Here is a 13,258-nt window from a genome sequence, read left to right as displayed (position 1 = left end):
CGTCGTGACCCTTCGCCTGTACGACACCGCCGCGCGTGACGTGCGTGATTTCGCGCCGCTGCACGCCGGACAGGCATCGGTGTACCTCTGCGGTGCCACCGTGCAGGGCGTCCCGCACATCGGTCACGTCCGCAGCGGTATCGCGTTCGACATCCTGCGGCGCTGGCTGCTGCACTCCGGACTCGACGTCCGCTTCGTCCGCAACGTCACCGACATCGACGACAAGATCCTGACCAAGGCCGCCGACGCCGACCGTCCGTGGTGGGAGTGGGCCGCCACCCACGAACGAGCGTTCTCCGCGGCGTACGACGCACTCGGCGTGCTGCCGCCGTCGGCCGAGCCGCGCGCCACCGGCTTCATCACCCAGATGGTGGAGTACATGGAACGACTGATCGACCGCGGCCACGCCTACGCCTCCGACGGCAACGTCTACTTCGACGTCCGCAGCCTGCCCGAGTACGGCGCGTTGTCGGGCCACCGTCTCGACGACGTGCACCAGGGCGAGAGCGCGGGCACCGGGAAACACGACGACCGCGACTTCACGCTGTGGAAGGCCGCCAAGCCCGGTGAGCCGTCGTGGCCCACGCCCTGGGGGCCCGGTCGGCCGGGTTGGCATCTCGAGTGCTCGGCGATGGCGACGTCGCTGCTCGGTGGCGAGTTCGACATCCACTGCGGCGGGATGGATCTCATCTTCCCGCACCACGAGAACGAGATCGCCCAATCGCACGGTGCCGGTGACGGTTTCGCTCGGTACTGGCTGCACAACGGCTGGGTCACCATGGGCGGCGAGAAGATGAGCAAGTCGCTCGGCAACGTCGTCGCCATCCCGGCGATGCTGCAGCGGGTGCGTCCGGTGGAACTGCGGTACTACCTCGGCAGTGCGCACTACCGGTCGATGCTGGAGTACTCCGAGGGCGCGTTGAACGAGGCCGCGGCCGGGTACCGCCGCGTCGAATCGTTTGTGCAGCGGGTCGATTCGCGGTTCGGTCCGGTGGTCGTCGGTGAGGTGGGTGCGGACTTCGCGGCCGCTCTCGACGACGACCTCGGGGTCCCCGCCGCACTCGCGGTGGTCCACACGACCGTGCGTGCAGGCAACACCGCCCTCGAGGCCGGCGACAGCGAGGCCGCACGGGCCGCCGCGTCGTCGGTGCGCGCGATGACGGGTGTGCTCGGGGTCGACCCGTTGGACGAGAAGTGGCACACCGCCGACGACGATTCGCAGGCCGTGTCGGCCCTCGACGTGTTGATCCGCGCCGAGCTGGATCGTCGGGCGACGGCGCGTGCGAACAAGGACTACGCCACCGCGGACGCGGTGCGCGACCGACTGGCCCAGGCCGGTGTCGACGTGACCGACACCGCCGACGGCGCCCAGTGGCATCTGAAGGGGCGCAACTGATGGCAGGCAATTCGAGACGCAAAGGTGCGGTCCGCAAGGACGGCACGAAGAAGGGTCAGGTCGCCGGGTCCGGTGGCAACAGGCGGCGCGGGCTCGAGGGCCGCGGCGCGACGCCCAAGGCCGTCGACCGCCCGTATCACGCCGCGCACAAGCGGGCGAAGGCCGCGAGCGCGTCGGCGACGGGTGCCGGGCGTGGGCGGTCGACCGCGGCGAAGCGTCGCGACGAGGAGGGCCCCGAGTACGTCTTGGGTCGTAACCCCGTCGTCGAGTGCCTGCGTGCCGGGGTCCCCGCGACCGCGCTGTACGTGATGATCGGCGGAACGCCGGACGAGCGGGTGTCGGAGGCCGTGAAGATGGCCGGTGACAAGGGGATCGCGATCCTCGAGGCGCAGAAGTCCGAGCTGGACCGCATGAGCACCAACGGGTTGCATCAGGGCATCGCCCTGCAGGTGCCGCCGTACCGGTACACCCACCCGTCCGATCTCATGCAGCTCGCCGTCGACAGCGGCACGCCGCCGCTGCTGGTGGCCCTGGACAACATCACCGATCCCCGCAACCTCGGTGCGGTGATCCGCTCGGTGGCCGCGTTCGGTGGGCACGGTGTCGTGATCCCGCAGCGTCGCAGCGCGAGTGTGACCGCGGTGGCGTGGCGGACCAGTGCGGGCGCCGCGGCGCGTCTGCCGGTCGCGCAGGCCGCCAATCTCACTCGCACGCTGAAGGACTGGGCGGCCGACGGTGCGCAGCTCGTCGGTCTCGACGCCGACGGTGACACCGAACTCGACTCCTACGACGGCACCGGCCCCACGGTGATCGTGGTCGGCTCGGAGGGCAAGGGACTCTCGCGCCTCGTCCGCGAATCCTGTGACTCGATCCTGTCGATCCCCATGGCCGGCCCGGTGGAGAGCCTCAACGCCTCGGTTGCCGCGGGAGTCGTGCTGGCCGAGTTCGCCCGCCAGCGCCGCGCCGTCTAGCGCACCGCAGATCTCTGGGCCGTCATAAAACGCTTGTCTTGTTTGTTCGCGTGAGTAACACTTCGTATCGAGCGGTACATCGCCGTACCGCTGAATTCGGAGGAGCACGGTATGCGAACGATCAAGGGATTCGTGTTGCCCGCGGTGACCGCAGCGGTGCTGGGCACGATGGTCGCGGCGCCGGCCATGGCGGCGCCCGGTGACACGGGCTCGTCGTCGGGTGTCACCGCGGACCTGGTGGGAACGGACGGGAGCGAGCCGTTCAGCTGCGGTCTGGCGGTCACCAACCGCGGTCCCGCGATCGCCCGGAACGTCTACGTGCTCACATCGCCCGGTGTCTTCGGGCCCGGACCGGTGTCCCTCGGCGACATCGCGCCGGGGCAGACCGCCAAGAAACTGCAAATCGACTGCGGGATCTTCGGACGGCAGCTCTACCAGTACGCGGTGTCGTCGACACTCGACCCGAACCCGGGCAACAACGGTGCGGTGGTCTACACCCCGAGGTACGACAACTGACGGAGTCAGGCAGCGTCCAGTAGCGCTCGCAGCTGTCGTTCGACGGGGCTGACGGGTTGGTCGTGGTGACCCGGCGGCGCGGGTGCCCGGGAGGCACGGGTGTGCCCGGTGGGTGTGGTGACTGTTGCCAGGTGTCTGCCGGTGTCGTGGTCGGTGGTCACATGCCAGCCGGGGTTCTGTTTGGCGCGATTGTGGCTGACGCACATGCCACCGCCGTTGTCTGCTGACGTCCCACCGCCTCGTGAATGTGGTTTGGCGTGGTCGTATTCGGCGATCGGTGCGTCGCAGTACGGGATGCGACATGACTGGTCGCGGAATTCGAGGAAGTGCTTGAGTCCGGTCGGGAACAGGCGCGCGGTGGAGTCCATCGCCACCAGCGCGCCGCTGGACGGCGCCTTGTAGAGGCGGCGCAGTGTGGTCGCGGCGTCAGCATCGAGGGACTCGCGGACAAGGCCACGCGCGGTGTCGGCGGGGATCGGGCCGTACCCGGGCACGTGCGCCGCGGCGGAGCTGTCACCCAGCAGAACGTCGTCGGGCATGACGACGTTCACCGCCACCGGCAGGGCATCAACCGTCGCGGCTCCGGTGACGCGTTGGACGAGGGCGTCGGCCATCACCTGCGCGTGGGTGCGGTCATCGGCGCCGACGGTGGCATCGGCGTGCTTCTTCAGCGACGCGTACACCGAGATCCCCGACACCAACGGCAGCAACGCCGACAGTCGCACCATCCCGTCGGGAGCCGGCCGGGTACTGACGCGCCGGTCGGACTGCGACAGGGAATGACGGTCGACGGCGGCCTGCGGATCAAGCGCGTAGGCAATCTTTTTCACCTCGGCATCCAACGCACGGTCACCGACACCCTCCAGTGACGACGTGGCGGCGCAGATACGACGGTCGATCTCGCCGCGATCTCGTGGGGTGAGATGCGCGGTCTCCCGCACGAGGATCGTCGCCCGCCACTCAGTGAGCGCACCGGATGCCAACGCAGCACGCGTGTGCGGCATCTCGCGTATCAACGCCCGCACAAAACCGAGATACCGGCCACCCGCTGACCCAGACGCTTTGCGGGCCAGTGCCACTTCGGCCGCCAGCCCGCGACCCTGCCGCGCCACCGGTACGCCCGCCGCACGCTCGGCCTCGACGCGCAGTTCCTCGAGCCGCATCGTCTGCTTCGCCTGCGCAGCAGCACATGCCGCTTTCAGCGACTCGAGAACGGAGATTTGGTCGATCGCCGACGTCTCACTGTCGGCGGGTGGAAGCTCGGTGAGCGACGACAGAAACGACTGCAGTGCAACCACTGTCGTGTCCTGAGTCGCCGTCATGATCCCCCCGAATCACCTCTCGAATGTAGGTTCGAGTGTATACCCGCCCACCGACAAGTGCCATGGTCGCGAAGGTGATCTGTGGAGAACTGTTATGAGGCAGCCGATGTCAGCATGTGACGTCGAGCGATGGTGATGATCTCCGGACTGTCGCTCTCGAGCGGACGACGCATCCAGTCGCCGAATTGTTGCTCGACGGTGAGGCCGACGGCGGACAGGTGGGTGTGCACCTCGTCCGGTTGCAGGAAGCGCAGAGCCGAGTGTGTCACGACGTGGTCGGTCTCCCCCGACATGGAGAAGGTCTCGTCGAACTCGACAACCCCGGCTTCTGCGGTCACCACCTCACGAACGACGGTGAGTTGCCTGCCGGTGTCGTCGACCACGGTGAACTCGCCGCCCCAGTGTCGCCACGGTTCGACGGCGGGGTTGCGGGTGTCGAAGGCGAACCGACCGTTCGGGGCGAGCGCGTCGCTGATCGCGTGGAGAGATGAGTCCAGTTCGGCCGGTTCCACGAGCGTCTGGAACGCGTGACCGGTCATGGTGATCAGGTCGGCGTCGGCGGGTGGGACGTCCTCCGCTGTGCCCGCCCGCCAGTCCATGTCGGCTCTCCGGCGGGCAACGGCGAGCATGTCCGCGTCGGGGTCGATGCCGATGAGATGTCCACCGTGACCGTGCTCGCGTGCGCGGTGGAGCAGAGCGCCTGTGCCACAGCCGACGTCGATCACCCGATCGGCACGCATCATCAGGCCGAGATAGAAGTCATCGGAGGCGTCCCACGGGTTCAACAGGTCATAGAAGTCCGCCGGCCTCACGCCCGAGAGCGCTCCGCATCGCGGAGTTCGTTCTTGCGGACCTTGCCGGTGGAGGTGCGGGGGATGGCGTCGGTGAACTCGATGTCGCGGGGTGCCTTGAACGACGCGATGAGCGATTTCACGTGCGCGGTCAGTTCTTCGGCCTCCACCGAGGTGCCCTCGGCGAGCACGACGAACGCCTTGGGGCGTTCACCCCACTTGTCGTCGGCGACGCCGATCACGACGACGTCGGCGACGGCGGGATGACTGGCCAGGGCCTGTTCGACCTCGATGGTGGAGATGTTCTCCCCGCCCGAGATCACGACGTCCTTGGCCCGGTCGAGCAACTGCACGTAGCCGTCGGCGTGCATCACGCCGAGGTCACCCGAGTGGAACCAGCCGCCGGCGAAGGCCTCGGCGGTCGCGTCATCGTCGGCGAAATAGCCCTTCATGACACAGTTTCCGCGCATCACGATCTCGCCCATCTCGACACCGTCGGCCTCGACATCGACGAGTGAACCGTCATCGGCGGCGTCGGGGCGCACCACGCGCAGCCGGTCGGCGGTCACCATCCCCACACCCTGCCGTGACATGACGACGTTCAGTTCGTCGGAATCGAGGTCGGCCCACGAGTCCTGGGGTTCGCAGATCGAATAGGGGCCGTAGGTCTCGGTGAGTCCGTAGACGTGGACGAGAGTGGCTCCCAGAGAGCGGATCTGCCCGACGACGGTCGGGCTGGGCGGTGCGCCGGCGGTGACGACGGTCAACGGGCCGTCGAGCTGGTGGGACTCCGGCGCCGTGGCCAACGTCGACAAGACGGTGGGGGCACCACACAGGTGGTCGACACCCTCGGTGTCGATGAGCCGCCAGATGTCGTCACCTCGCACGGCCCGCAGGCAGATGTGCCGTCCGGACACCGCGGTCACCGCCCACGTGGTGCACCAGCCGTTGCAGTGGAACATCGGCAGCGTCCACAGGTAGCGACTGTCGTGCGCGAAGCCCTGGTGCACCACCTCGGCGAGCGCGTTGAGGTAGGCGCCGCGGTGGGTGTACATCACGCCCTTGGGGCGTCCGGTGGTACCCGAGGTGTAGTTGATGGTGATCGTGGCGGTCTCGTCCTCGACCTCCCACGGCAACCGATCGCCGGTGCCGCGGGCGAGGAACGCGTCGTACCCCGCGTCGAGGTCGACGACCTCGTCGACCGGCAGATCGGCCAACGGAGCGAGCAGGTCGGATTCGCCGACGAGGATCTTCGCGCCCGAGTGCTCGCAGATGTAGGCGATCTCGTCGGGTGACAGGCGTGTGTTGACCGCGACCAGCACCGCGCCGGCCAACGGGACGCCGAAGTGGGCGATCAACAACTCGGCGCGATTGGTGGCGAGGAACGCCACGCGCTCGCCGGGTGTGACCCCGGAGGCGAGGATCGCCGACGCGAGTGCCTGTGCGGCGGCGGCGAACTCGGCGTTGGTGAACCGTCGCTCGCCGTCGACGATGCCGACCGCCTCGGGGTGCACCTCGGCGGCTCGCTCGAGGAAGCGCAGTGGGGTCAGTGGTGTGTCGAGACCGGCCATCACGTCACTCTAGCGACGGTGACGCCCTCGGCACGCAGGGTTGCCGCGACCGCCCGCGCGTGATCGACCGCGCCGGGCGTGTCACCGTGCAGGCACACCGTCGACGCCTCGATCGACACGACCGCGCCGTCGTCCGCGACGACCTCGTGGTCGACGACCATCCGCAGGACCCGGGCACAGATCGCGTCGGTGTCGGTGATGACCGCCCCCGGTTCGGATCGTGGGACGAGAGACCCGTCGGCGCGGTAGGCGCGGTCGGCGAACGCCTCGGCGACGGTGACGAGCCCGGCCGCCTGCGCCAGTCCCACCGACACCGATCCGGGCAGACCGAAGAGCGGCAGGTCGCGGTCGAGGGCGACGACGGCATCGACCACCGCCCGCGCCTGCTCCTCGTGGGAGACGATGCTGTTGTACAGGGCGCCATGGGGTTTGACGTAGGAGACTCGCCCGCCGACCGAGCGTGCGACTCCCTCGAGTGCGCCGATCTGATAGATCACGTCGGCGGTGAGATCGGCCGGGGCGATGTCGAGGAAGCGACGACCGAACCCGACGCGGTCGGGGTAGGACACCTGCGCCCCGATTGCGACCCCGGCCGCCACCGCCGCCGCGCAGGTCTCGCGCAGCGACGTGGGATCGCCGGCGTGGAAACCACAGGCGATGGTGGCGCTCGTGACGACCTCGAGCATCGCGGCGTCGTCGCCGAGGCGCCACACGCCATAGCCCTCGCCGAGGTCGGCGTTGAGATCGATTCGTGTCGAGGTCTGCGCCATCGTCCCAGCGTAACGATTAGTGTCGAGCGCATGTCCCACTCCGATACACGCGTGACCACCACCGACGGCGTCGTCGAGGGTGTCGATCACAACGGCCTGCACAGCTGGCGCGGCATCCCCTACGCCGCGCCCCCGATGGGCGATCGGCGCTTCCGCGCACCCGAGCCGGCCACGGCGTGGTCGGGTGTGCGACTCGCGCACAGCTTCCGCAATGCCGCACCGCAGGCCCGGCGCTACACCACCATCGGCATCAACAAATACCAACCGGTGAGCGAGGACTGCCTGACGCTCAACGTGTTGGCGCCGGCGACACGCTCGGGACCGCTGCCGGTGATGGTGTTCATCCACGGCGGCGCCTACATCCTCGGGTCGTCGCTGACCTACCGCGGCGACTCTCTCGTCCGCGCGGGTGGCGTCGTCTACGTGTCGATCAACTACCGGCTCGGCACCCTGGGATACCTCGACCTCAGCGGCTTCTCGAGCGAGGAACGGCGCTACGACAGCAACCTCGGGCTGCGTGACCAGCTCGCGGCGCTGCAGTGGGTGCAGCGCAACATCGCCGCGTTCGGCGGCGACCCCGACAACGTCACCGTGTTCGGTGAGAGCGCCGGCGGCAACGCCGTCACCACCCTGCTGGCCGTCCCGTCGGCGGAGGGGTTGTTCCACCGTGCCATCGCCGAGAGCTCGGCGCCCGCGCTCACCCTGAAGGCGCAGTGGGCGAGGCAGTTCGCGTCGACCTTCGTCGACATCCTCGGCGAGACCCACGACGACCCGATCGCCGCACTGCACAGCGCGACGCCCGCCGAGCTGGGTCGGGCCGGCGACGTGCTGTCGCGCAAGGTCTCGAAGATGATCCCGGGCGCATTGCCGTTCGGCCCCACCATCGACGGCGACCTGCTGCCCATCGACCCGATCGACGCCGCGGCCCAGGGGCGCACTCTCCCGGTGCCGCTGCTGCTCGGCAGCAACCTCGCCGAGGCCAACCTGTTCGCCAAGGTGTTCCCGGTGTTGCCCACCTCACCCGAGGCGCTCGACAAGGTGTTGGCGGGCGCCGATGACGATGCACGGCAACGCATCCTCGACGCCTACCCCGACTACCCGGCGCCGGAGACCTGTCGGCAGATCATGGCCGACATGATCTTCTGGGCACCGTCGGTCGCCATCGCCGACGGACACAGTCGACACGCGCCGACCTTCATGTACCGGTTCGACTACTCCACCCGCGTCCTCGACGCCACCGGCTTCGGTGCCACCCACGGCATAGAACTGTTCGGGGTGTTCGGACTGTTCACCTCCCGGATCGGCGGCCTGCTGACCGTCGCCGGCGACCGGAAGTCGGCCCGGCGGGTCACCGCCGAGATGCAGTCGGACTGGGCGTCGTTCGCGGCCACCGGCGCACCCCGATCCGGATGGCGTCGTTACGACACCACCACGCGCGCGGTGAAGGTCATCGACGACCCGAGTCGCACCGAACTCGATCCGCACGCCGAGCGACGGAAGGCGTGGAGCCGCTACCAGGCCTACTCAGAGGTCCCACTGGGCGGGGGGATCCCCAGCCAGGAATGACAGCATCAGCGGGTTGAACACGTCGGGCGACTCCAGCGGCAACAGATGGGTGCCGGGCAGGACCGCCAGACGCGCAGCGGGCAGCGCCGCCACCACGTCGACGCTGTGCGCGACCGTCACCTCGTCGCGGTCGCCCTGGGCCACCAGGGTGGGCGTGGTGACCGACGCCAGTGTCGCGAGATCGATCTCGGGTTCGGCGGCGATCATGGCGATGGTCTTGCGGTAGACGGTCTCGAAGTGTTCGGGTCCGTCCGGGGACACCGAATCGTATTCGGCGCGCAGGAAGTTCATCGCCGAGCTGTCGGCGAGGAGCCCGTCGGTGATGCCGTCGGTGACACGACCCGCGCGATTGAAGTACTGCCCGACGAGCACCATGCGGTCGACGAGGTCGGGGCGACGCTGCGCGACCAGCAGGGCGACCACCGCACCGTCGCTCCACCCCACCAGGTGCGCCGGTCGACCGACCGCGGCCTCGAGGTAGGCGATCGTCTCCTCCGCCATCGTCGAATAGCTGAAGGTGGCGCCGGTGTCGGGGGAGTGGGCGTGACCGCACCGCTCGGGCGCGTACACCTTCCAGCCCGCCCTGAGGATCTCGGGGATCTGGGCACCGAACGACGACGCCCCGGCGAAGGCGCCGTGCAACAGCACCACCGGGGTGCCCTCGCCATCGACGAAGTGCCACACGGGATGACCGGCGACGTCGATGTATTCGCCCCCATCGACCGGTCGCAAGGTGTGCGTATCGTCGGCACCGGACAGGCTGGACATGCGCCCCATGCTCGCAGAGGTGGTGTCGCGATCACCGAAACGAGGCTCAATCGATGTCAACTCGACGCCGGTACGCCGCCTGCACCCTGGTGCTGGGCGTGGCGATGGCGGCCGCGGCCTGCTCGACCGGGAGCGACACCGATGTCGCCGCCTCGTCGTCGACACCTCCCTCGAGCACGGCGCCGGAGGTGATCACCGCCTCGCAGGCCCCGGCGGTGCCGCCGTTCATCGACCGGGTGCAGGTCGTGACGCTGCCCTCGGGCACGAGCGTGCAGGTGTATCCGACGGCGTCGGGCCGCGCCGCGCAGGGCGCGGGCGACAACGCCGTCGCCTGGGCGGAGGTGCTCGCCGACGACCCGGGAGCCGACACCCCGGGTATGCGCGCGCAGTTCGACTGTCACTGGACGTTCGCGCGCATCGTCGCACCTGACAAACCGAGCTGGAATCTCGAGCCGTGGCGACCGGTGGTGAGTGCGCAACAGATGATCGACGACCGGTGCAACCCCGGCGGCGCCGAGGAGTAGTCGTCTATTATCTGCGTATGAATGCAGATAAGGGTGTTTGTCGCCGGACACTCGCCGACGACCAGGTGGCCCTGGTGGTCGAGGTGTTCCGCATGCTCTCCGACGCCACGCGCGTGCAGATGCTGTGGGCCCTGGTCGATCGGGAGTGCTCGGTGAACGAGCTCTCGGAGAAGGTCGGCAAGCCGGCCCCCTCGGTGAGTCAGCACCTCGCCAAACTCCGCATGGCGCGGCTGGTGCGCACCCGCAAGGAGGGCACGTCGGTCTTCTACCGCCTCGAGAACGACCACGTGCGCCAGATGGTGGTCGACGCGGTGTTCAACGCCGAACACGCCGGCCCCGGCACGCCCGGTCACCACCGTCCCGACGCCCACGTCGACGCGCCGATCGCCATCGTCGCCTCCGAGAAGACCGCAGGCGCATGAGCGGCGACCACTCCCACAACCACGGTGGTTGGCGACATGCCGTGACCCACGCGTTCACCCCGCACAGCCACGATTCCGCCGACAAGGTCGACAGCGCGATGGAGTCCAGCGCGCAGGGCATCCGCGCGGTGAAGATCAGCATGGCGGTGCTGCTGGCGACGGCGTGCGCGCAACTCGCGGTGGTCGCGGTGTCCGGGTCGGTGGCGCTGCTCGCCGACACCATCCACAACTTCTCCGACGCGCTCACCTCGGTGCCGCTGTGGATCGCGTTCGTGCTCGGCCGTCGCGCACCGACGCGTCGCTACACCTATGGGTTCGGCCGTGCCGAGGATCTCGCCGGGCTGTTCGTGGTGCTCATGATCCTCGCGTCGGCCGTCGTGGCCGGGGTCGAGGCGGTACGGCGTCTGATCGACCCCGCGCCCCTGTCACACCTGCCGTGGGTCGCCGCGGCGGGTGCCGTCGGATTCCTCGGCAACGAGATCGTCGCGCGCTACCGCATCACCGTCGGCCGCCGCATCGGATCGGTCGCGCTGGTCGCGGACGGGAAGCACGCCCGCACAGACGGGTTCACGTCCCTGGCGGTCGTCATCGGCGCCGCCGGTGCCGCCGCCGGCTTCCCCATGGCCGATCCGATCGTGGGGTTGGTGATCACCGCCGCGATCCTCGCGGTGCTCGTCGGTGCAGCGCGAGATGTGTTCCGCCGCCTCATGGACGGTGTCGACCCGCAGATCGTCGGGTCGGCCGAGGTGGTGCTGGCCGCGGTCCCCGGCGTGGACGGCGTGGCCGGGCTACGGATGCGCTGGGTCGGGCACACCCTGCACGCCGAGGCCGATCTCGATGTCGCACCCGAGACCGCGTTGCGCGATGCCCACGCGCTGGCCCACCGCGCCGAACACGCGCTGATCGAGGGCGTCCCGCGTCTGGCCACCGCGCAGGTGCACGCCTACCCGGGTCACGACGTCGGCGACGCCGCCGCGACGCGTCCGGCCGAGCGGAGCCTGCGTCCGCCGACGAGGCGGCAGACGACGTAGATCGCGAACGAGATGGTCGTGACCATCACCGACACCGGCAGATTCGGCGCGAGGGAGAGGATCAGCCCACCCACCGCGGCGATCTCGGCGAACAGGATCGACAGCAGCACCACCGTGGTCGGGGTGGAGGTGACACGCGTGGCCGCGGCGGCGGGGGTGATGAACAGCGACATCACCAGTAGTGCGCCGATGATCTGCACGCCCTGGGCGACACTGGCGCCGAGCAGGACCGCGAACACCAACGACAGTGTGCGCGTGGGGACCCCGAGTGCCTCGGCGACCGTGGGATCGGTGCTCGCGAACTGTAGTGGCCGGTAGATCAGCGCGAGCACGGCGACCACCACGACGGTGGTGACCGCGACGGCGGTCAACCCGTCTACCCCGACACTGACGACCTGCCCGGTCAGCAGGGCGAAGCCGGTTCCGGTGCGGCCGTAGGTCGCGATGAACAGCACACCGAGACCCAGTCCGAACGCCATCACCACGCCGATGACCGAATCCCGTTCGCGGACACGGCTGCCGAGCAGGCCGAAGATGAGGGCGGCGACGATGGAGCCCACCACGCCGCCGATGTTCACACTCACGCCGAGCAACAGCGCCAATGCGGCGCCGGTGAACGACAACTCGGCGGTGCCGTGGACGGCGAACGACATCTGGCGTGCCACCACCGTCGGCCCGAGCAGACCACCGAGCAGCGCCAGCAGCGCCAACGCCACCAACGACTGCTGCACGAAGGGTCGGGCCAGGAGGTCGCCGGCGAGCCCGGCGTCGAAGAAGCTGCCCCAGTCGACGGTGCTCACAGCGCCTCGACGCCGTGGCAGGCGGCCTCGTCGGCGCCCACGACGACCAGGCGGTCGCGGACGCGCAGGACGTCGACCTTCGTGCGGTACAGCTCGCTGAGCACGTCGGTGTTCATCACCTCGTCGGTGGTCCCGATCCGGAACCGACCGTCGACGAGGTAGACGACGCGATCGACGTAGGGCAGAACGGGATTGATCTCGTGGGTGACGAAGACGACCGCGGTCGCCGCCGCCCGGCGTCGCCGATCGATCAACTGCGCCACCCGCGCCTGGTTCGCCGGGTCGAGACTGAGCAGCGGCTCGTCGCACAGCAGCACGACGGGGTCGCTCGCGAGGGCCTGGGCCACCCGCAACCGTTGCTGCTCACCACCGGAGAGCAGGCCGAGCGGGGCGTCGACGAAGGCGCGCGCATCGACCTGATCGATCGCGAGATCGACTGCCGCCCTGCGCGCGCGGCGGTGACGCCACCCGACGCCCCACGAGCGACCGTCGACGCCGAGACCCACCAGGTCGCGACCGCGCAACGGCACACCCTCATCGTGCGGGCGCTGTTGCGGCACGTATCCGATCTTCGACCGATCGGTGCCGTCGCGGCCGTCGATCGAGATGGTGCCCGCGTCCAACCGGTACTGACCCAGCAGGGTCCGCAGCAGCGAGGTCTTGCCCGATCCGTTGGGGCCGAGCACCGCGACGAATTCGCCGGGGGCGACGGTCAGGTCGAAATCCGACCACAGCACGCGGTCACCGAAGCGCAGTCGCGCACCACGGATGTCGATGGCAGGGACGCTGGCGGTGATGGCGTTGCTCCGG

14 protein-coding genes are annotated in these 13,258 nt (G+C 69.2%); 7 read left to right on the top strand and 7 right to left on the bottom strand.

Annotated features, from left to right (window positions below; all coding sequences use genetic code 11):
* Positions 1-4 precede the first annotated feature (4 nt).
* The 3 genes from cysS (at position 5) to ACQ7HM_RS02310 (ending at position 2,883) form a co-directional block, all read left to right on the top strand.
* Positions 5-1,396: a cysteine--tRNA ligase gene (cysS, locus tag ACQ7HM_RS02320; RefSeq protein ID WP_434214621.1), complete on the top strand. Its 1,392-nt coding sequence runs from the start codon at positions 5-7 to the stop codon at positions 1,394-1,396.
* Positions 1,396-2,367 (top strand): 23S rRNA (guanosine(2251)-2'-O)-methyltransferase RlmB, encoded by a 972-nt coding sequence (rlmB, locus tag ACQ7HM_RS02315; protein ID WP_434214620.1) that lies wholly within the window; start codon positions 1,396-1,398, stop codon positions 2,365-2,367. Before cysS ends, rlmB begins: the two co-directional genes overlap by 1 nt.
* Before the next feature lie 111 nt (positions 2,368-2,478).
* Entirely contained in the window at positions 2,479-2,883 is a 405-nt protein-coding gene (locus ACQ7HM_RS02310; protein WP_434214619.1) for a hypothetical protein, read from the top strand.
* Positions 2,884-2,888: 5 nt separating this feature from the next.
* On the opposite strand, the gene ACQ7HM_RS02305 is transcribed toward ACQ7HM_RS02310, so the two are convergent.
* The 4 genes from ACQ7HM_RS02305 to ACQ7HM_RS02290 form a co-directional block, all read right to left on the bottom strand.
* Entirely contained in the window at positions 2,889-4,181 is a 1,293-nt protein-coding gene (locus tag ACQ7HM_RS02305; RefSeq protein ID WP_434214618.1) for an HNH endonuclease, read from the bottom strand.
* Positions 4,182-4,297: 116 nt separating this feature from the next.
* Entirely contained in the window at positions 4,298-5,017 is a 720-nt protein-coding gene (locus ACQ7HM_RS02300; protein ID WP_434214617.1) for a class I SAM-dependent methyltransferase, read from the bottom strand.
* Complete coding sequence (locus tag ACQ7HM_RS02295) at positions 5,014-6,567, bottom strand: AMP-binding protein (RefSeq protein ID WP_434214616.1); 1,554 nt, start codon at positions 6,565-6,567, stop codon at positions 5,014-5,016. Before ACQ7HM_RS02295 ends, ACQ7HM_RS02300 begins: the two co-directional genes overlap by 4 nt.
* Positions 6,567-7,337: a LamB/YcsF family protein gene (locus tag ACQ7HM_RS02290; protein WP_434214615.1), complete on the bottom strand. Its 771-nt coding sequence runs from the start codon at positions 7,335-7,337 to the stop codon at positions 6,567-6,569. Before ACQ7HM_RS02290 ends, ACQ7HM_RS02295 begins: the two co-directional genes overlap by 1 nt.
* 30 nt (positions 7,338-7,367) lie before the next feature.
* Here ACQ7HM_RS02290 and ACQ7HM_RS02285 point away from each other — a divergent pair, with 30 nt between their 5' ends.
* Positions 7,368-8,903 carry a carboxylesterase/lipase family protein gene (locus ACQ7HM_RS02285; protein ID WP_434214614.1) on the top strand — a complete coding sequence of 512 codons (1,536 nt, stop codon included), beginning with the start codon at positions 7,368-7,370 and terminating at the stop codon, positions 8,901-8,903.
* On the opposite strand, the gene ACQ7HM_RS02280 is transcribed toward ACQ7HM_RS02285, so the two are convergent.
* The gene (locus ACQ7HM_RS02280) at positions 8,862-9,671 is read right to left on the bottom strand and encodes an alpha/beta fold hydrolase (RefSeq protein WP_434214613.1); all 810 of its coding nucleotides are present in this window, start codon (positions 9,669-9,671) and stop codon (positions 8,862-8,864) included. The genes ACQ7HM_RS02285 and ACQ7HM_RS02280 overlap by 42 nt on opposite strands.
* 53 nt (positions 9,672-9,724) lie before the next feature.
* On the opposite strand from ACQ7HM_RS02280, the gene ACQ7HM_RS02275 reads away from it, so the two are divergent.
* From ACQ7HM_RS02275 to ACQ7HM_RS02265, 3 genes are read left to right on the top strand one after another with little or no spacing between them, the layout of a single operon-like run.
* The gene (locus ACQ7HM_RS02275) at positions 9,725-10,195 is read left to right on the top strand and encodes a DUF2599 domain-containing protein (protein WP_434214612.1); all 471 of its coding nucleotides are present in this window, start codon (positions 9,725-9,727) and stop codon (positions 10,193-10,195) included.
* Between the two features lie 17 nt (positions 10,196-10,212).
* On the top strand, positions 10,213-10,617 hold the full coding sequence (locus ACQ7HM_RS02270; RefSeq protein ID WP_434214611.1) for an ArsR/SmtB family transcription factor: 405 nt from the start codon (positions 10,213-10,215) through the stop codon (positions 10,615-10,617).
* Positions 10,614-11,648, top strand: coding sequence for a cation diffusion facilitator family transporter (locus ACQ7HM_RS02265; protein ID WP_434214610.1), 1,035 nt, complete (start codon positions 10,614-10,616; stop codon positions 11,646-11,648). The genes ACQ7HM_RS02270 and ACQ7HM_RS02265 overlap by 4 nt, the downstream gene beginning before the upstream one ends.
* Here ACQ7HM_RS02265 and ACQ7HM_RS02260 read toward each other — a convergent pair.
* Both ACQ7HM_RS02260 and ACQ7HM_RS02255 read right to left on the bottom strand, forming a co-directional pair.
* Entirely contained in the window at positions 11,570-12,448 is an 879-nt protein-coding gene (locus ACQ7HM_RS02260; protein ID WP_434214609.1) for a metal ABC transporter permease, read from the bottom strand. The two genes, ACQ7HM_RS02265 and ACQ7HM_RS02260, sit on opposite strands and share 79 nt — an antisense overlap.
* Positions 12,445-13,245, bottom strand: coding sequence for a metal ABC transporter ATP-binding protein (locus tag ACQ7HM_RS02255; protein ID WP_434215606.1), 801 nt, complete (start codon positions 13,243-13,245; stop codon positions 12,445-12,447). The genes ACQ7HM_RS02260 and ACQ7HM_RS02255 overlap by 4 nt, the downstream gene beginning before the upstream one ends.
* Positions 13,246-13,258 lie beyond the last annotated feature (13 nt).

It is taken from the genome of Williamsia sp. MIQD14 (assembly GCF_051025635.1).
Classification (GTDB): Bacteria; Actinomycetota; Actinomycetes; order Mycobacteriales; family Mycobacteriaceae; genus Williamsia_A.
This window is presented reverse-complemented; position numbering and strand designations above follow the sequence as displayed.

What these genes read in the sequence shown, in the direction of transcription:
- ACQ7HM_RS02275 (WP_434214612.1), top strand. Translation starts at nt 9,725, where the DNA reads ATGTCAACTCGACGCCGGTACGCCGCCTGCACCCTGGTGCTGGGCGTG.
- ACQ7HM_RS02295 (WP_434214616.1), bottom strand. Translation starts at nt 6,567, where the DNA reads ATGGCCGGTCTCGACACACCACTGACCCCACTGCGCTTCCTCGAGCGA.
- ACQ7HM_RS02310 (WP_434214619.1), top strand. Translation starts at nt 2,479, where the DNA reads ATGCGAACGATCAAGGGATTCGTGTTGCCCGCGGTGACCGCAGCGGTG.
- rlmB (WP_434214620.1), top strand. Translation starts at nt 1,396, where the DNA reads ATGGCAGGCAATTCGAGACGCAAAGGTGCGGTCCGCAAGGACGGCACG.
- ACQ7HM_RS02270 (WP_434214611.1), top strand. Translation starts at nt 10,213, where the DNA reads ATGAATGCAGATAAGGGTGTTTGTCGCCGGACACTCGCCGACGACCAG.
- ACQ7HM_RS02265 (WP_434214610.1), top strand. Translation starts at nt 10,614, where the DNA reads ATGAGCGGCGACCACTCCCACAACCACGGTGGTTGGCGACATGCCGTG.
- ACQ7HM_RS02280 (WP_434214613.1), bottom strand. Translation starts at nt 9,671, where the DNA reads ATGTCCAGCCTGTCCGGTGCCGACGATACGCACACCTTGCGACCGGTC.
- ACQ7HM_RS02290 (WP_434214615.1), bottom strand. Translation starts at nt 7,337, where the DNA reads ATGGCGCAGACCTCGACACGAATCGATCTCAACGCCGACCTCGGCGAG.
- ACQ7HM_RS02285 (WP_434214614.1), top strand. Translation starts at nt 7,368, where the DNA reads ATGTCCCACTCCGATACACGCGTGACCACCACCGACGGCGTCGTCGAG.